Origin of the sequence: Tardiphaga sp. (assembly GCF_044340795.1) — a bacterium.
Classification (GTDB): Bacteria; Pseudomonadota; Alphaproteobacteria; order Rhizobiales; family Xanthobacteraceae; genus Tardiphaga.
Genome location: NZ_JBIISY010000006.1, coordinates 1 through 19522 on the forward strand (window position 1 = coordinate 1; position 19522 = coordinate 19522).

Genomic DNA, 19522 nt, shown 5'->3' on the forward strand with positions numbered 1-19522 from the left:
GCTCGCGCGGGAGAAAATGCGACACATTAGTTTGATGGATCACTTGGGATTGCGTGTATGGATACCAGTCCCAGAAGCCGCCGTAGGCTCCATGGCCATCTACTGCGATCCGGATCTCAAACAGGTCTTGGAAGGCCTCGAAAATACACTGAAGAATAGCTTCGTCGCCGCTGTTGCCGCGCCCGTAGAACCCGACCACGACCAAGGTGCGTGGCGGATTCGGTGAATCTGAAGTGTCGAAAGTCAAATTCTGCACCATTTGTTTGCAACCCGCAGCCCAGCTGTTAACTTTGACACCTTCAACTGCACAGGACTGAGCGGAGGATGTGTCGGGTCCGCGACTCTCTGAGAATCGCCGCTGTTGTTGCGAAATCGGCACAGCAGAAAAATGTTAGCATCGAATGGAGCATTTTTCACTCTTCCGCAGGAGCACTTAAGAACATTGTGATAAGTAATTTGGTGTGGTGCCACCGTCGATTTGTCGGTAGGCGTGTATGTGAATGTTTAGTTTAATTGAAGAAAGAAATTCAAGCGTGTCGTTCCTTCCCTGGACTATCGTCGCTCGGGCGTTGTGGGTAGTCGCGGCTTTATCGACAGCATCTTGCACCATGCTCCCGAGCTCTGGGCCGATCGCATACGACGTGGCCTCGCAGGAAGGCTCCAGCGATCAAGCGAGCGGCTATCTCACCGTCGACATTACTGAGCAGGTCGCGAGCATCAGCTCGTCGCAGCCCCGCGATTCGTTCTCGCGAACATTCCTTGGACAGGTTCCGGCGCCGGATCTGCGCGTGGGCGTCGGCGACTCCGTGGTTGTCACCGTCTATGAAGCTGCCGCGGGCGGCCTTTTTTCAGCCGGAGTAAATGATCGATCATCAAGTGCGGGATCGCGCACCGCCATCGTGCCTGAGCAGGTTGTGGCCCGCGATGGGACGATTAAGGTTCCTTACGCCGGCAGGCTACGTGTGGCGGGTTTGCGGCCTACGAATGTCGAGGATGCCGTCGTCAAAGCCCTCCAAGGCAAGGCGATTGAGCCGCAGGCCGTAGTCACGATTACCAAGAACTACAGCAACTCCGCAGTAGTCGGCGGCGAAGTGGGGTCGCCGGGGCGTATTCCTCTTAACCCACGCGGCGACCGTCTATTAGATGTTATCGCTTCCGCTGGCGGAATTCGAATTGGGTCACACGAGGCCTTTATCCGCTTGACCCGCGGCAAGCGCACGGTGTCAGTTGCCTATAATGCGATCCTCGCAGCACCAGGAGAGAATATCTACGTTCTCCCCGGCGATGTCGTCACGTTGGTGCGCGATCCTCAAACATTTACGACCTTCGGCGCAGCTGGCCGCAGTGAGAAAGTTCCTTTCGACGCGTCTGGTCTTACTTTAGAAGAGGCGCTGGCGAAAGCCGGAGGGTTGCTCGACAATAGGGCCGATCCTGGTGGAATCTTTCTCTTTCGCTTCGAGCCTGCCGCTCTCGCTGCGAGGATTGCTCCCAATCGACCGCTACCTTCCGCGGGAGATCTCATACCCGTCGTGTATCGTCTGGATCTACGTCAAGCTAATTCATTTTTCTTGGCCCGATCATTCCCGATCCGGGATAAGGACATTGTTTACGTCGCGAATTCAGCATCGGATCCCGTCCTAAAGTTCCTGACTTTGGTGGGCACCGTTACTTCGCCCGTGATTTCTGGAATGGCAGTATACGGAACGATCAAGTGAAACGGGCTTTAGCCATCGCTACCTTTATTACGTTCGCGTTGTCGGCAAGTGTATCGTCCGATTCTGCGTTCGCAGACGGTATACGAAAACGGAAATGGCATGACGCTCAGCAGCTTCATGCTCGTCATTCGTTAGTAGCAGAGCGAATCGTTCTCGTCGAAACTTGTTACTGGGGGTGGTGGCAATCGCTGAGTTTGGGACACGTAAGGCCGCGATGGCGTGCCATTTGTCGTCGTTAAGTAAAATTCGGCTCGCCATTCGAGCATGCGCAGTTTAGTTGCATGATAGTCGTCAGATTTGACCGGTTAGCACTCAGTAACGTGAAAGCGGCGAATATCCATTCTTTCGAGTTGCTCCGCGCGGAAAGTATGCATTTTGCGCGGGCAGCGTTGCTCTAGATTAATGGCATACCCCATTCATGTTGTTTTGACTCTCGCAACTTAGCTGTACAAGGGAGAGTAGAAGTATTTCCTCCGGGTGTAGTAAGGTTGACTAGATCGCGTTAACTCGCCTTTCAGGGCGCAGGTTGGGAATACCCGGTCAATTTTTATAGGCATTTACGCGCTGAAGCATGTTGAGGCGGATAGCGGCGCAAATGAAAGTTTGAAATGCCCAGTATCGAATTCAAAGGCTCAGTTGGTGTTCTCGGCTGGGCGTGCAGGATGCCCGGCGCTAACTCAATTTCCGATCTTTGGTCGTTGCTCAGCCAGCGCCGCTGCGCCATCTCCCAAGTTCCCCCCGATCGCTTCAATCTGGATCACTATGGCCATCCGCGCCTGCAGGAGCGCGGAAAGAGTTTCACTTGGGCTGCCGGCGTGCTCGACGATATCTATGGTTTTGATCCGCTGGCATTTGGCATTTCTCCGCGGGAGGCGCCGCAGCTGGATCCGCAGCAGCGCCTGCTGCTGCAGCTCACTTGGGAGGCGCTAGAAGATGCGGGTATCAAGCCGTCTTCGCTGGCGGGAAGCGAAGTCGGCGTCTATGTAGGCGCGTCGCTCACCGAATATGCCCACGGCTTTTTTGCCGATCCTTCTGCCGGTGACGCGCATTTCGCTACTGGGAATGCACTGGCAGTCATCGCCAACCGCATTTCCTATATCTTCGATTTTCGCGGCCCTAGCATTACTTTTGACACGGCTTGCTCATCCTCTTTGGTTGCCATCAATGCAGCCTGCGACGCCCTGCGAAGCGGCCGCATTGATCTGGCCGTGGTTGCCGGCGTCAATGTGATTGCTGCGCCCACATCCTTCATCTCATTCTCACAGGCGTCGATGCTGTCGCCCACTGGCCTGTGCCGCGCCTTCTCCAAGGACGCTGATGGCTTCGTGCGCGCCGAAGGCGGCGCCGTGTTGGTGTTAATGCGGTCCGATGCATCGCGTGCAAGCGGCCAGTCATGGCGCGGCCATATCGTTGCATCCGACGTCAATTCCGACGGGCGCACTAACGGCATCTCTCTACCCTCTGGTGATGCGCAGGAACGGCTGTTGCGGACCCTTTACACTGCCGCCGGTATCAATGCTGACCAGCTCGCCTTTGTCGAGGCTCACGGAACTGGCACGCCGGCCGGTGATCCCATCGAGGCCGGCGCCATCGGCCGCAGCCTCGGCAGCGGCCGCACCCATTCGGCGCTCACCATCGGCTCCATTAAAACCAATATCGGTCATCTCGAAGCGGCCTCAGGCATCGCCGGCGTCATCAAAGCAATGCTCGCGCTCGGCCATGGTGAGCTGCCGCCGGTGGTGAACTATCTGGCGCCGAATCCGAACATCGATTTTGATGCGCTCAATCTGGATGTTTGCACCGCGGCGCTGCCGCTAAGCGATCCCCGCCAGGTTTATGCCGGCGTCAACTCATTCGGTTTCGGTGGCACCAATGCCCACGCCATTGTCGCCGGGCCGAATTTCGTTCCCGAAGCGCCAGTGCCGCCTGCGCAGGGCGCCCCGGTCTTTGCCATTTCCGCCCACAGCAAGGCGGCGCTGGCCAACCTTGCCGCCGACTATCGCACGCGTATCGCGGGCATGGACGATGCTCAAACTGCGGCAGTTGCTGCAGCAGCGCTGCATCGCCGCGATCTGCTGCCGCATCGCCTTGCGATTGCGTCTTCGCGAGCCGAGGTCGTCGTCGAGGCGCTAGATGCCTTAGCCGCAGAGAGTCCGCATACAGCGCTGGTACTCGATCAATCAGTCGAAACGCCGTTGCCCATCGCCTTCGTCTATTCCGGCAATGGCAGTCAATGGGTCGGCATGGGCCGTAAGGCCTATCGCCTCAACGATGTCTTCCGTAGCCGCTTTGGTGCGATCGATGACCTATTCCAAAAGTTATCCGGTTGGTCGCTGATCGAGCAGCTGTTCGCCGACGATCTTGCCGAAAGGATTGTCCTCACCAGTATCGCTCAACCGCTGATCTTCGCCATTCAAAGCTCGGCGACGGCTGCCCTGCGCGCGCTCGGCATCAATTCGGTCGCGAATCTCGGCCATAGCGTCGGCGAGGTCGCGGCGGCCGAAGCCAGCGGCGCGCTGACGCTCGCCGAAGCGACGCGGGTCATCCACTTCCGCAGCTTGGCGCAGGAAACCGTACGCGGACAGGGCCGCATGGCGGCCGTGCTGGCGCAGCCAGACATTTTGCAACCGTTGCTCGACGAGGTCGCTGGCCTCGAAATCGCAGCCTTCAACAGCCCGCAGGCGGTGACCGTCGCCGGTCCGCCGGCAGCGGTAAAATCCTTGATTATCCTTGCGCGCCGCAAAGGCGTTGCCGCGCTCGATCTCGATCTCGATTATCCCTTCCACACTTCGCTGATGGATCCGGTCCAAATTCAGCTGGCGGCGGATCTGGCGGACGTCGCCTCCGCTTCTTCAAACACGCCTTTCATCTCTACCGTCACCGGTGAAGAGTTCGATGGCGCGAAAGTCGACGGCCATTACTGGTGGCGCAATGTGCGAGAGCCTGTGCGGTTCGGTGCCGCGGTGCTGGCGGCCGCCGATTTCGGCGCGCGGGTTTTCTTGGAGATTGGCCCGCGCGGCATGCTGCCCAAGCACATCTTGGCCAGCCTGCCGGATGGCGCAGCGGCAAAGCACTATCTTAGCGCCCTAGAGCAAGATCAGGACGACGAGATCGACCCGATGCTGAGACTGGCGGCGAAGGTGATCGCCAAGGGGGCGTCCATCGATCTGGCTGCCATCGCCGGGCGTGACGTCTATGGCGATGTGGCACTGCCGCTCTATCCTTGGCAGCAGCAGGAATATCGCGTCGTGCCCACGATCGAAAGCGTTGGCTGGACGGCGGCAGTAAACCATCCGCTCACCGGCGCGCGGGTATCTCAGGACGTACTGCAATGGAGTGCTCTGCTCGACACCGAGCGCTATCCTGATCTCGCCGGTCATCGGCTTGGCAGTCAGGCTATTCTGCCCGGGACTGGCTTTATCGAGATATTGTTAAGCGTCGGTCGCCAGTGGCTGGGCACCGACGATCTGCGCATTTTTGATCTCGAGCTGCTCCGACCGTTGGAATTGTCACAGGACGAGACGCGCGAGGTAGTGACACGGATCTCGCAGGCCACGGGTCTGGTCGAGGTGCTCAGTCGCCCACGCTTGTCCGGCGCCAATCTGGTGTTGCATGCCCGCGGAAAGATCACGAAGGGCGCGTTTAAAGATGTGCAACTCGACGATTGGCCAAATCTCGGCGAGGTTATCGATCGGGATCAGCACTACCGCACGGCAGATGCTTGCGGGCTACACTATAGCTCGCGCTTCGGCGAGGTCGAGCGGATTACTGTCCACGACAACGCGCATCTGTCGGTCCATCTACCGGATGGAGCGGTGGCTCAAGAGTTCTGGCTCGATCCGGCTCGCATGGACTGCTGCGCCCAAGGCGTCATCGCATTGTTTCCAAGCCTAAAAGCCGAGGAACGCGGCGTCGCGTTCATCCCGGTACGAATGGACGAGGTCAATCTGCTGCGCCCGCAGACTCTTGTTCGCGAAGCCCGCATTACTGTACGCAGCCGCAATGAGCGCACCATTCTGGTGGATCTCACTATTATCGGCGCGGATCACGAGCCGGTGGCCACGCTGATCGGCGTGCGCTGTCAGGCCGTGCCGGTCCGTCGTCCGACGGTGCTGCAGAGCGTCTCCCTGATCGAGCGGGCCGAGCCGCTTGACGGCACCTGGGTCGGCTCCACGGGAGTGCCGATGTCGGTGGACGACGTTGTCGCGGTGGTACGAAGCGACTACCGAGGCGATGTGACGGACCGCGACAGCGAAGGTGTAGAGCTGCTGGAAGCCTGGAGTACGGTGGCGGCCTATGAGATCGCCGCAGCATTGGCGACCGACGACAAGCTTGATGTCCAGCTCTTGGTGGCGATGCAGCGTTGGCCGGAGCATCTAAAAGGCTGGTTGACACGCAGCTTGACGTCATTGGCTGCCGCATGTCTGTGCCAACCGGACGACGGCGCCTGGCGGATCGAGCGTCCGGCAGACTTGCCTACGGCGCAGTCGATCCTGACGACGATCGTGCGCGAACATCCGGAACTCGCGGGCGAAATCTTGGTGGCCGCCGAGATTTCCACTTTGGTCGAGCGGCTTAGGGCCGGGGAGGGCCTCGACGCGGTCAAACCGCTCTCGGCGCTGGCCTACGATTTCTACGTGCGGCACAATCCGCATGGCGATCATCTGTCTTTGCTGCTCGGCCGCATCCGCGTCGCTGCGGGCCGGGGCACGGCGCTCCGCATCCTTCAGATCGGTAGCTCCGAGCGCTTGCGGCCGCTCGACGGGCTGCATGCACATCTCTCCATTTTCGAGCCGGAGTTCCGCCGCCGCGAGGCGGTTACGACAGCGTTCGGCCGTTCCCACGCCGCGACGCTGCTAGAAGCGTTTCCGGCGCCGGGCAGCCAGTTTGACGTGATTCTGGCCGATGATGGGCTCAGCCGCCTGCCACCGGAAATCGCCGTCGATGATATCGTTGATCTCCTCGCGCCAAACGGCGTGCTGGCCGCAGTCGCGTTATCGGACTCGCTGTTCCGCGACATGGTGTTCCATTTCGCGTCGCTCGCCGATGGCGATGGCCGCCAGCGCTATTATCGACCCACGATTGAGGGAGCGAGCTGGCTCGACGCCCTACAGGGCCGCAGCTTTGCCGCCGTCCAATCGATTGACATCGATGGCGGTCGTCTGTTGGTAGCCAAGACGCCAGCGCCGGCCGCTAGAAGCTCAACGCCCGACGTGCTCGCCGACGACCGCGCCGCTATCATCGTCTTTGGCCCGATCGAGCGCCACAAGGCCGAGCTTCTCGCCTTGTTGGAACGCCGGTTGGAGGATGCCGGCCTTGCCGTGGTGTTTGGCATCGGCGCGCCTGGGACGACGCTGCCGGCGGCGGCAGGCGATGCGCTGATCCAAGTGTTTTCCGCCGACAATGAGCACGCCAGCGATCTCGATCGCCTGCGCAAATGGTGCCTCGACCAGAGGTCTTGCGCCATGCGCCTCGGCTCAACGCCGTCGCGGTTGTTCCTGGTCACCGAAGGCGCGCTTGCCTCCGATCATGGCGCGATCCGCCCGATCGCCACCGCCATCTGGGCCTTCGCCCGCACGCTGGCGAATGAATTCCCCAATGTGCATGTGTGCAAGATCGATGTGGTGACGGGCTGCCCGATCGATGTGGTGTCGCAACGACTTGCTGAGATCATCATCTCGAATTCGAGCGAGACCGAATTCCAAATCGACCAGTCGAGCATGCGCGCGGTGCGAGTTCGCAGCGCCAGCAGCGCCATCGACGGCATCGATGCGGTGCCAGCCACCGCGGTGCGGCTCGAGCGCAAGCACAACGTCTATCAGCGTGTCGAATGGCTGCCGGTCGAGCGGGGCCGCCCGGGCCCGGGCCAGATCGAGATCGCGGTTCAGGCCACTGGCCTGAATTTTCGTGACCTGATGTATTCCATGGGCCTCTTGCCCGACGACATCCTGGAAGACGGATTGACTGGCGCTGCGCTGGGTCTCGAATGCGCGGGTGTTGTGGCCGATATTGGCCCGGGCGTTACCCGCTTCAAAAAGGGCGACCGTGTGGCCGCCTTCGCGAGCTTTGCCTTCTCCAGCTACGTCACGGTGCCCACCGATCAGACGGTGCTGCTCCCGGATCACATCTCGACCACCGCAGCAGCTACAATTCCCGTCGCATTTCTAACGGCCTGGTATGGTCTCGATACGCTGGCCCGTCTGGAAGCCGATGAGTGGGTGTTGATCCATGGCGCCGCCGGCGCCGTCGGTCTCGCGGCCATTCAGATCGCGATGGCGCGCAAGGCAAATATTATCGCCACAGCCGGCAGCGATGCCAAGCGCGCCTTCGTCCGCAGCCTTGGCGTCGACCATGTGCTGGATTCCCGCACCCTCGATTTCGCTGATCAAGTTCGCACATTCGCGTCCAAGGGCGTCGATGTGGTTCTGAATAGCTTGGCAGGTGAGGCGATGGAGCGAAGCCTAGCCTGTCTCGCCCCATTCGGCCGCTTTGTCGAGCTCGGCAAGCGCGACTATGTCGCCAATACTAATCTCGGCCTCCGCCCGTTCCGCAAAAATCTGAGCTATTTCGGCGTCGATCTCGACCAATTAATGTCGGGGCGCCCCGCGCTGGCGCGCAAGTTGTTCGGCCAGATCATGGAGAAGTTTGCCGACGGTACGTTCTATCCGCCGCCGTTCTCGCTGTTCTCTGGCGAGGATGTCGCATCAGCCTTCACGCTCATGCAGCAGTCCGGCCATATCGGCAAGATCGTCGTGCAACCGGCACCTCCTGAGAGCGTCCGTGCGTCGGAGCCGCAATTTCATCTCAGTACCGCTAAGAGCCATCTCGTCACCGGCGCTTTCAGTGGCCTCGGTATGGAAACTGCGCGGTGGCTTGCCGACAGGGGGGTCAAGCATCTCGTGCTGGTGGGCCGCAACAGCGCCACTTCTGAGACGGCGCGGGGATTCGTCGATGAGCTCGTCGATCGCGGCGTGAAGGTCCTCGCGATGCGCTGTGACGTGGCCGATGCCGATGCTGTCGGCAAGCTTTTCGCTACGATCGAGCAGCGCATGCCGCCGCTTGCCGGCGTATTCCATTCGGCAATGGTGCTCGACGATTCTACCATAGCCAACATGACCGCCGATCAGTTGAATCGCGTGTTCAAGCCCAAGATCGACGGCGCGATAAATCTCGACTATGCCACACGCCGTGTGAAGCTCGACTGCTTCGTCATGTATTCGTCGGTGACGACGCTTTTCGGCAATCCCGGACAAGGTGCCTATGTGGCCGCCAATGCCTTCCTCGAAGGTCTGGCCCGGAGGCGCCGCCAGCTCGGACTGCCCTCGCTCGCCATCGGCTGGGGACCGATCGCGGATGTCGGCGTGGTCGCGCGCACCAAGCGGCTGAAGGGCGACCTGCAGAAGGTCGGAGGCGTGCGCGGCATGATGGCCCGTGAGGCGCTCGACTTGATGGGCGATGCGCTGGCGGTGTGCGGAGCCGATCCGTCGCTCGCCGTGATCACCATCGCCGCACATGAAGGTGCGTTTAATTCCGATCGTCTGCCGCTGCTGAAATCGCCGACTTTCGCCGTGCTGTCCAATATTTCGCGGGTGGATGCTTCGGCAGTCGAAAAGATCGATCTGAAAGCCATGGTCACGAAGGACGACATCGAGGTCGTACGCGACACGGTGATGCGAATCGTCACCAAGCATCTCGTCGCAATTCTCCAGTTCCAGGCTGAAGACATCGTGGCGCGCAAGCCGCTCGCCGAGTTCGGTCTGGATTCACTGATGTCGATCGAGCTGTTCATGGCTCTTGAAGAGAGCTTCGGGCTCCAATTGGCGCTAAGCGGCAGTTCGGCGGAACTGACGGTCGCTGGACTTGTCGAGGAAATCATCGAGCAAGCGAATGTCCACGACGATGCCGACGTCAATCCGCATTCGCCAGCGATCGCGGCCCATCACACCAGCCATGTCGACATGAAGGACGTCGCCGCCTTTACCCGGTCGATCGAGGTTGCGGCGAATGCCGAGGGAGCGCTGTCGTCATGAGCGACGATGGGCGACTGAATCCGGACGGTCGGCGTCATCTTTTGTCGTTGGCAGCTGCCGCCAAAAAAGGACATCAGGCCGCGTTGGTGGAGCAACAATTCGAAGGAGCCCACGCTCCTTCGCTGAACTATGGGACGCTGCCCGGCTTCGCGGAGCTGAAATATGAGCGCTTGATCGGCGATCGGATCGGCCTGTCATCGCCTTACTTTCGAGCCCATGACGGGCGCCCTGGATCCCGTACCGTCATCGATGGGCAGGAGGTTATCAACTTCTCGTCGTACGACTATCTCGGACTCAATGCGGACGATCGTCTCGCCGATGTGGCCAAGGCCGCAATTGATCGCTACGGCGTATCCGCGACCGGCAGCCGCCACGTCGCCGGCGAGCGCGAAATCCATCGCGAGCTAGAGCGCAATTTGGCGGCGCACTACGCATCGGAAGACTGCGTCGTCCTTGTCAGCGGCTATGCCACCAATCTCGGCGTCATCGGCCAGTTGGTGGGGCCGAAAGACATCCTGATCTGTGATCAAGTCATCCACAACAGCGCGACCATGGGCGGCGTGCTATCGGGCGCAGCGCGCCGCAGTTTTGCCCATAACGACCTCGACGATCTCGAGCGCCTGCTCAAAGCCAACCGCGGCAAATTCGGTCGCGCTCTGATCGTGGTCGAGGGGCTGTACGGTATGGACGGTGACGTCCCGGACCTGAAGCGCTTGATCGAACTGAAGAAGCGTTATTCGGCCTGGCTAATGGTCGATGAAGCGCATGCGCTCGGCGTGATCGGCGCCACCGGTGCCGGCAGCTTCGAGCATTGTGGCGTCGATCCCCGCGATGTCGATATCTGGATGGGAACGCTGTCGAAAACGTTGGCCGGCTGCGGCGGTTATATCGCAACCTCGGCGGAGCTCGTTGATTACATCAAGAGCCTAGTCTCGGTGTTCGTCTACAGCGTCGCCATGCCGCCAGTGATCGCCGCCGCTGCGAACTTCGCGCTGCAGACTATGCACAAGGAGCCCGAACGGGTTACGAGATTGCACAGCCGTGCGCGCTTTTTCGACGAACGAGCGCGTGCCAAGAGGCTGCTAACTGTGGCTCGCGAGATTCCGACGGCGGTCAGCCCGATCATTATCGGCGACTCGATCCCGGCCGTCGCACTGAGCCACGCTCTTCTGCGGCGCGGGGTCAATGTCATGCCGGTGTTGTATCCGGCCGTTCCCGCCAAGGCGGCGCGCCTGCGCTTCTTTCTGAACGCGACCCATGGCGAAGATGACATCGAGAAGGCGCTCGACGTCACCGCCGAAGAACTCACAAAAATGCCCGAGCTACTGAAGTCGCTCGGCGTCCCCGGATACTGAAACTGACTGCTCACATCGATATTACCACTCCGCGCTGTGTCGTTGTGACAGGTGCCTCAAGCGGGATTGGGCGGGCGATTGCGCAAGCCTGCGCGGCGCCCGGCGTCACGCTCGCCCTTCTCGGGCGCGATCGCGAGCGGCTGATCGAGACCGCGAGCATCTGCAAGGCCGCTGGCGCGATCGTCGAGATCGGTGCCATCGACGTACGCGATCCAGCTGCCATGCATGAATGGCTGATCTCGTTCGACCGCGATCAGGCGGTCGACCTCCTGATCGCCAATGCCGGCGTGACCGGTGGCTTGTCGCCACACAGCGCTGTCGAGACCGCTGCCACCAGTCGTGAGGTGCTGGAAACGAATATCTTCGGCGTTGTCAATACAATCCAGCCATTGCTCGGAGCCATGATCGCGCGGAGGGCGGGGCAGATTGCCATCGTGTCATCGATTGCCGGCTTCGTGCCGGTGACCGATGCCCCGAGCTATAGCGCGAGCAAGGCCGCGATCCTCCGTTATGGTCTCGCGCTCCGCTCTGGACTCCGCGGCCACGGTGTTAAGGTGAGCGTGATTTGCCCGGGCTATGTCGCGACTCCCATGGCCGCGCGCGAAATCGGGCCACGCCCATTCGAAGTTTCGGCTGAGAAAGCCGCCGAACTCATCCTCCACGGTCTTCGCCGCGACCAATCGGTCATCGCGTTCCCGACATTCCTAGCTTTTATCACGTGGCTCGGCGGCGTCATGCCCGACCGTGTACGTCAATTCACTGAACGCTGGTTTCGCTTCGATGTGACAGATTCAAAGTAGTCCGCGTTTTAGGAGTTAAGGTCCAGATCCAACGCATAAAACCACTGGTCGATATGCGCTCGGACCACTGGTTCAAACACAGCGTTCAGCCGCTGCATATTGTTCTGCAGATCTGCCTCCTTGTCTCGCGTTTTCTCTATGGCAACCGGCTCTAGAAAATGCACTTCGAACCGCGCGCTGTCCCCTTGTCGGACGCAATAGGCAGGCACAACAACGGCATTGGTGAGATTAGCCAGACGCGCCACATAACCGATGTTGGAATCGGCGTTGAGTTGTCGGCCGAAGGCCGGTGCCTGCACGCGTCCTCTTGCTTCCTCATCGACGAAGATGATGAATGGTCCAGCCCTTTCTTTCAGTTCTGCAACTGCTTTTCGGATGCTGCTTGGCCCTGCGGCGACAAAACGTGCGCCGTAGCGTGTCCGCGCGGTCTTTACCAGCGCATGCTCGAACCGGTTCTCCGGCGCAAGGTAGATTCCTGATCCCTGATGTCCGAGCGCGACACCGGCGGCAAGCACGACTTCCCAATTACCGAGGTGGACGACCGCCACCAATATTGGACGTCCCGTATCGCGCGCGCGGTCGAGCACATCGCCTCCCGTGACCCGGATGCGGCCAGCCCTCCAAAGGCGATCGAGGAATGAATACTCAAACATGGTGCGGCTGACATTGCGCCACAGCCGATCCATCGCAGTGGTGACTGAAGTGGGGTCCGATCTGTCCGGGTGTAACGTATTCCAGACCAATCGCGCCCGGACCTCGCTATGCGGGTAGAGATGGCGAGTACCTTTTGAGACGATCGCGCCCAGCCAAGAGCCAAGACCGATAGGCAGCGCTCGCACCGAGTAGTGAATCAGGTATTCGAGCGCCCCGACGACTGGATCTCGAATCCAATAGTTTCGCGCGGCGGCCTTCTGCGCGGGGGTCCCCACAAGCCAGCGCAACGGCGGTGCTGTCGGCGAAGACGTCATGCGGACGGCGCCGCATCGCGCGACGACACGATCATCGGCAAACCGCCCGCGGGCCGGAGCGTCAGACGGCAAACCGGCTCGACCACATGTCCGGGCGTGAGCTTCATCGAAAATTTCTGCGCCAGTGTCGCCACGCATAGGATTGACTCCGTCAAAGCGAAAGTCATACCGGCGCACACGCGTGGCCCAACGCTGAACGGCACGTAGGCAAATTTCGAGATCTGTCTTGCGCGCTCTCCCAAAAATCGTTCTGGAATGAAATGGTCGGGATAGTCCCACAGCTTTTTGTGACGATGGAGCAGCCATGGGACGACAAAAATGAGTGAACCGCGCGGGATGGCTTCACCTTCAAATTCCTCGTCGTGAAGCGCCTCACGCGGCAAGATAGGAACAGGCGGGTATAGTCGAAGCGTCTCTTCGATAACGGCGCGTGTAAATTCCAGCTTTGGCACATCTGCCAAGGTCGGCTGTCGACCTTTCAACACCATCGCGAGCTCGCTCTGTAGCGCAGTATCATGCTGCGGCATTTGCGAGAGAATGAACCAAAGCCATGCGAGACTGTTCGCCGTCGTCTCATGGCCTGCCATGAAGAGCACGGCGGCCTCATCGCGGATCGCCTCGCGGCTAAGTGGCTGCCCATTCTCGTCGCGGGCATCCAACAATTGCCCGATCAAGGAGCTGTCATCAACACTACGGCGTGCCTTTATGTCATCGATAATGCGACCGATTACACCGTGAATGCGCTCGCTCGTCCGATGAACTGCCGGACGATAATATCTCGGAAACCAGTCGGGGAAGCCGAGCAGCGAGATCGGGTCGATCTGCCCGATCACCGCCTGATACTCGCTGAATCCGGCGACGATCTCCTCAGAAAATTCTGGCGCCAATTCGTTTCCAAAAACGGTTCGCGAAATGATGTTGGCAGTGAGGTGAGCCATCTCCGCCAGCATGTCGAGCTGTACGCTAGGGCCAACGTAGCCCACGCCTGACATTCGCGAACGCCATGTCTGTCCCAATTCGCTTGCGGCGTCGACCATCATATCGGCGAAAAGTGGCAGCCTGCTGCCATGAATGATTGGCGCCACTGTACGACGCCGCGCCTTCCATGTGGTCCCATCGCTGATAAAAAGCCCGTTCCCAAGTAGTGGTTTCAGCGCAAACCGCATCTGCGGCGCTTTGCGTTCAAAACTTGCATTATGCTTGCTAAATGCGAATTGCACCGAATCTGGGCTATTGCATAAAAAAGTCTTCCGACAAAATACCTGAGCTGACGAAAATTCCAGCTCGAACGCTTCTTCCTCCCACATTGCAAGAAAATTCTTGCGGCCAACAAGCAAACGCTTCCATTCTGGAGGTGGAGATGGAAAACGCTCAGGGAAGGGGGGAATAAATTGCGGTTTCATCGAGCCCACTTTTGCTGCTGAATGTTAATCCAGCCTCGAAATATTTGAGGAGGGTTGTGAAGTATTGGTGGCTCGGTCGTCAATATGCTGACCGCTCCTGACTCGGACCCATATTTGTTATCGCCAGTGAGCATACCTGGATGGATTTCTCTGGATCTTTGTTCTCCCCTAATCTAATTGCAGAGAACGGGAGGACAGAAACTGGCATTGACGCGCAAAAGTATGCCACTCGCTTAAGGACTGATAACAGTGACGCCGTTGCCCCCACAGTGCCGAAGTATTGGTCGATCTTGCCGAAGCATGATTCAGTGAATGCCCGAGTCTGTTCCAATGTGATCTACCAATCTTAGCTTCACCATTTCTCGCCGGGTTTACTAGAATGCGGTGGCATTGGTCTGGAGCTTTAATTGAGCAGCATTGAAGCGCAAACTCTAACTTTTGTCGGGCGCCGACCGTTTTGAAGCTTCGACCGATTAGCGGGTAACAGTCTCCCGCCATTAGACCTACCGCTGGCGTTGGGGGCTTACAGCCAAAGAAACTTGATGAAGTCAGCCAGGCTAACTCGCGGATTGAATCCAGCGCAGTACAGCAATCGTCGCGACTTGCCACTCTCTTTGAACTATAGCCGCGGTTCGATCATTGAAACGCTCCGACAATAAAAGTATAGCGGCCAAAGCGTCTCGTTCGGCAGTCGCGACTACTCTTGTCGTGCCGCTTGTCAACGGTTCGCTGCTCAAGGCTTCGATCAGACGGCGTGCTTCAACAAGGCTGCTGCGTTCCGCGGTAACTAAAACTGCTCTGCAGAACCGAGCCTTAAGCAGACTCAGATGGTCGCTCATGTGACAGTTTTCTTTTGAAATTGCTGTCGAGGGAAAATTTCTAGTCCAAAAATCGTGTATCTCTTTCAACCTTTTTGACCCCAGCGCAGAGGCGGCAGCGATATGTAACGAGGTCTTTGCCCGCCTTCAAAGGTCCGCGCCCAATCTGATCCATCACGTCGTCGCATTCGTCACATCGGATTTCAATCACGCTCGCCCTAACTTAGTTGCTGATGTATTGCGCCGCATTCACCAGATTTTTGGCGTTAATCACAGAGAGGTTTAGCAGCTTCACGTAAGCGAGTTCCTGAGTCGCCTGGACGACGTTGCGCTCTGTTTGGCGATTGTTTGCCACCATGTGGCGGGCTAACACCGAAGGAATGAAATAGACTCCAGAAACGGTTTACATCCGCTTTCGATCAAAAAATCGGCCCCAAAAGAGCGGGGCCGGCAATGAAATTGGCAAAAAATCGACAGGGGGATCAATCAGTCGGTGCCGCACTGCAAAGTCATTTCAATATAGCTGATTCTGCCGACGGCTCCATATCCAGCGCAGCGAAGTTGCCCAGTATCGAACACGCGGTTCATTCCGGATCGATCATGAAAGGACCGGCAACATAAAACCATACGTCAAGCAAGGCAGCTGCGATTGAAGTCAAACGGGCGACCTTGAGGGGGGTATCAGATGTCAACTGCGATGGGGCAGTCTACTGGGCCTGCTCGATCAACAACAACGACGAGATAGGCCCGCAATGGGAAGTACGTCTGGGCAAAACTGGTCGGGGAGGAGTGAAGTGGCCAGGATGGCCATTTTCTCTCTCATGGAATGCGCTGTGCGCTCTCGGAATTTATTTGAGGTCGAGTAGCCAATCATCGTTGGCCGGCCACATGTGCTTTCGGATCTGTGCGTGAGGGATAAACGCAAATACAACCCAGAGGAAAGCATCCCATCTGTCGAGCGCCACATGTTCCATGTTAGATGGAAGGTGAATATGCTGATGCCAACCTTCGGGACTCATGTGCGCCTCCCTGAATGCTTGGACAGGATAGTAGATCCGAAAATGAAAGTTGTTAAGGCCGCAGCGAAGGCGGTCGTTGGCCGGGAAATTCGACATTTACTACGTGATGGGTGTAAAATCCTGTGACTGCGTGAATGTAGCAGCCATCAGCGCGTTACGTCATATGATCGCTGAATGTTGTGGGCGATCTCAGCTCCCTTTGCCCGTATGCGCCGAAGTTTGCGCGTCAGTGTAGAGATGAATTTATCGAATTGGCGCGACATCGCCGATCGCTGCGCGCCGGCCCTAGTGACATCCTCATTCGCCCTGATACGCGTGCCAATTATCTCTCGAAGCGAGGAATGCATAGCGACCGATCGCGCCGCTCGAGCGATGCTCGGCAGATCGAGCAATTTTCTCGCGATATGCAGATCGACGATACCGGTCCTGATGAATTCCGGCCGTGATCGAACATAGTCAACGACGTTTGCTTTCTCCGAGTAGCGACTTGCCTCGGAGTACAGTTGCTCGAGAGCCATCGTTTGATCCGATAAAACGGCGATGGATGATTGGCGGGCTATGCCAGCAGAAAGAAGGCGATCTCGTTCGGCAATAAGGATAGCATCCCGTTGATGCCTCGTGAGTCCGACATAGATTTCCCTGGCATCAGTTGCTTTCGTCACGACCAAAATCGCAGCGGACGCTGTGCGACCTTGGACGGAATAGGCTGTGCCAGCATAAGCGAGGCTCACCCGGGGCGGAGAACGTGTACCAAACTGATCCCTTGCCAGGGCCGACCACACCTGATTGATCAAGGTTCCATCTTCGAGCTGAATAGACATGCTCGGATCCGACTTGTCGGCTTCTATCTCCAAGATCGTGCCCCGCGTGCCATTCCTAATCCCAAACATAGGCAAATTCTCGCTGAAGCGAATGCGATCGCCTCGTGCTATTGCAATTGTCGTGCGCCTTTTCTCTCTATCGACAGCCTCGACAGTGACGTCAGGCCCGAGCAGTCTCCCTTCTGCACGTAGAACTGATCGCGCCGCTTGGTTAAGACTGTTTGCATCGACGTTTCGTCGAGTGACGAGAATGACGTCATCTCCGAATTGCGCCCGCCACTCGCTCCAATACTGAATTGCCTGTGCGTGCACATTCTTGTCGCCAGCAATGAGCTTCACTTTGCCGTTTCGAGCGTAGGCTCTCAGACCCGACGCGACGTCACCTTTTGCCATGAGTATTGATGCAGAGCGTTGCCAGCCGACATGCTGACGACGGACCTCGGACATGGTCGCCGATCGTTTCGTGATTTCGTGAAGTGCTTTGAGCGGATTGCCGTTAGCAACGGCTTCAAGCTGTCGTCGGTCACCAAGGCAAATGACCTTTGCTTTGGCTTCGGCAGCTTTACGCAAAACGTCCTCAAGGTCATTCATGCCGCAGAGGCTCACCTCATCGATGATGATGAGGTTATTGCTCGTCAGAGCTTTTGTATCTCCTCGTCGGTTGTCAAATCGCCACTTAGCGATTGATTGCGACGATATTTTTGTCGATCGCGAAAGTTCATCAGCCGCCACCCAGGTCGGAGCGAGCCCTAAAATCTCTAAACCGGAGTGATGCGCCGCTTTGACAATGACGCGCGCAAGTGTTGTCTTGCCCGTTCCCGCCGCAGCTTCGCAGATAGTCACGCCATCACGGCCGCAGGCGAGACGTATGGCGGCCGCTTGCTCCTCAGAAAGGTGTTCAGCTTGTACTATCGCGTTGGTGACGTGGTCCGGGTCAAGCCATTCGCGCTCGTGATGTCTGTCAGCAGAACGCAGGAGGCTGGCCTCTTTCTCTGCAATGATTGGACTTGTCCAACAAGAGGCGTGTTGCGTGCCGGCGAGTGCTATCATCTGGCCGCGTTCTTCAATCGAGGTGAGCTCAACGAAAACGTCGTCAACGTTCTTTGCCTCCCATGTGGCATTGACGAACGCATCTCTAAGCAGGTCTTTTCGCTCGATGACGCTCTGATGTCGGAAGCGTTCTGACGCGGCTTTTGACACTGGCCCGTCGCTCTCAATTGGCGCAGGATCGAGGGTGAATTCTGGCTCGGGAAATGGCGTGAAGCGCGGGCGAAACGAAAGCGCATTTTCCCAAGGCGCGGCTCGGGTTTGGCTTAGCTCTTGTTTCCATCGCTCCTCGAGCGCGACGCCGATGGGGACTTCTTCCTTCGACGCTCTTGTTGCCAATGTAGCAACACCTTTCTGCAGTGTGCTTGCGTCGCGCCCCACTTCCTTTTCTATTTGAGCCGATCGCTTTGAGAACTGCTTGATCAGGCTTTCAGGAATTCCTGCAATTTCAAACTGCCCTCGGCCGGCTTCACGGAGATGAAAGCCCATTCGACATAGCCCGCTGGCGAGTTCCGCTCGATAGGCAGCGCCTAGAACCAGAAGGTTTGCGAAAGCACGTTCGGTCTCGGCAGTGCGCCATTTGCCGTCCCGACAACCAAGGACGTTTATAAGAACACAGTGCTCGTGAAGATTGCAATCACCCTCTCGAGAGGTGAAATGAGGAAAGCGGCCGACAATGATGTCGGTTGGAGCTTGGCGGATATAACCGCCTTGTCCCAGGCGAACATCAAGGAGTCGCTCGGTTGCGAATAGGTGCAGGGCGCGGTCTACAGCCCCCCTATGAAGTTGGACAATCTGATTTCTTTGGACCTGATCTCCGGCCATCCAGAGAATCGAGACACTCTTGGGGGCTGAAAATGTGAAATCCCAACCTGCACGATGCGAAGCGCCGGACGCCCGAACGAGGCCTTTACCATTTCGCGGATCTATCCCGGCACATAGGTCGCGGAAACTGTCTCGATCGATGGGTTTCCCATTTCGAACGACGCTCTCACCCGTGGTCCACCAGAAACCGTTACCGTCTTTTGAGTAATACTCGTCTCGTCGGTGAGGGCGGCTCTCACGCTGGGGGTCGTTGACGTAGTAGAGGCCAGCGTCTCTCCCAGTTGACAGCGCATGGAGGGAGGCCGTCATCACTCTGCCGATGTGTGCGACGAACCACTCTCGGACGCATTGGAGTGGACGTTGCCTGAGAGAGCCTCTCCAACGAAAGTCGCAAGATCGATCAATCCTTGGTCGACAAGCTCCATACGATCAATCAGAAAAAGAAACCGGGAGGTCGTTTCGAAGTTTTGGACGACACATTCAGCGACGAAGGCAGAGCCGGTCATTCCGGCTTTTCCTGCCGCATGATCAATGCGGTCAGCTAAGACTTTGTCGAGAGAGACGGTGTATTGCACGGTTGGCACAGCGATCTCCAAATTGGCGATCGCGAACGGGTCGCACCACTTCGCGGGAGCTGCAAGCGCCCGTTCGATTGTCCGCAAAATGACCTTAAGCATTTTAGTGCGTATGGTGTGGAATCTGAAATAAATGATCTCAAACT

At 58.2% G+C, this 19522-nt stretch carries 9 protein-coding genes; 4 read left to right on the top strand and 5 right to left on the bottom strand.

The annotated features are described in order from the left end of the window. Positions 1 to 259, bottom strand: a 259-nt coding sequence (locus ACIQ17_RS01795) for a hypothetical protein (protein ID WP_398464751.1), incomplete at its 3' end; no start/stop codon positions are given. 382 nt (positions 260 to 641) lie between these two features. Here ACIQ17_RS01795 and ACIQ17_RS01800 point away from each other — a divergent pair. The 4 genes from ACIQ17_RS01800 (at position 642) to ACIQ17_RS01815 (ending at position 11900) form a co-directional block, all read left to right on the top strand. Next, positions 642 to 1715 (top strand): polysaccharide biosynthesis/export family protein, encoded by a 1074-nt coding sequence (locus ACIQ17_RS01800; RefSeq protein ID WP_398464753.1) that lies wholly within the window; start codon positions 642 to 644, stop codon positions 1713 to 1715. 608 nt (positions 1716 to 2323) lie between these two features. Next, complete coding sequence (locus ACIQ17_RS01805; protein WP_398464755.1) at positions 2324 to 9745, top strand: SDR family NAD(P)-dependent oxidoreductase; 7422 nt, start codon at positions 2324 to 2326, stop codon at positions 9743 to 9745. 86 nt (positions 9746 to 9831) lie between these two features. Further along, on the top strand, positions 9832 to 11100 hold the full coding sequence (locus tag ACIQ17_RS01810) for an aminotransferase class I/II-fold pyridoxal phosphate-dependent enzyme (protein ID WP_398464757.1): 1269 nt from the start codon (positions 9832 to 9834) through the stop codon (positions 11098 to 11100). A gap of 44 nt (positions 11101 to 11144) precedes the next feature. Next, on the top strand, positions 11145 to 11900 hold the full coding sequence (locus tag ACIQ17_RS01815) for an SDR family NAD(P)-dependent oxidoreductase (protein WP_398464759.1): 756 nt from the start codon (positions 11145 to 11147) through the stop codon (positions 11898 to 11900). Between the two features lie 8 nt (positions 11901 to 11908). On the opposite strand, the gene ACIQ17_RS01820 is transcribed toward ACIQ17_RS01815, so the two are convergent. The 4 genes from ACIQ17_RS01820 to ACIQ17_RS01835 form a co-directional block, all read right to left on the bottom strand. Next, on the bottom strand, positions 11909 to 12868 hold the full coding sequence (locus tag ACIQ17_RS01820) for a lysophospholipid acyltransferase family protein (protein WP_398464761.1): 960 nt from the start codon (positions 12866 to 12868) through the stop codon (positions 11909 to 11911). Continuing rightward, positions 12865 to 14271, bottom strand: coding sequence for a cytochrome P450 (locus ACIQ17_RS01825; RefSeq protein WP_398464763.1), 1407 nt, complete (start codon positions 14269 to 14271; stop codon positions 12865 to 12867). The genes ACIQ17_RS01820 and ACIQ17_RS01825 overlap by 4 nt, the downstream gene beginning before the upstream one ends. Before the next feature lie 1983 nt (positions 14272 to 16254). Then, positions 16255 to 19110, bottom strand: coding sequence for a MobF family relaxase (mobF, locus tag ACIQ17_RS01830; protein WP_398464765.1), 2856 nt, complete (start codon positions 19108 to 19110; stop codon positions 16255 to 16257). After that, on the bottom strand, positions 19110 to 19478 hold the full coding sequence (locus ACIQ17_RS01835) for a hypothetical protein (protein WP_398464767.1): 369 nt from the start codon (positions 19476 to 19478) through the stop codon (positions 19110 to 19112). The genes mobF and ACIQ17_RS01835 overlap by 1 nt, the downstream gene beginning before the upstream one ends. Positions 19479 to 19522: the final 44 nt, after the last annotated feature.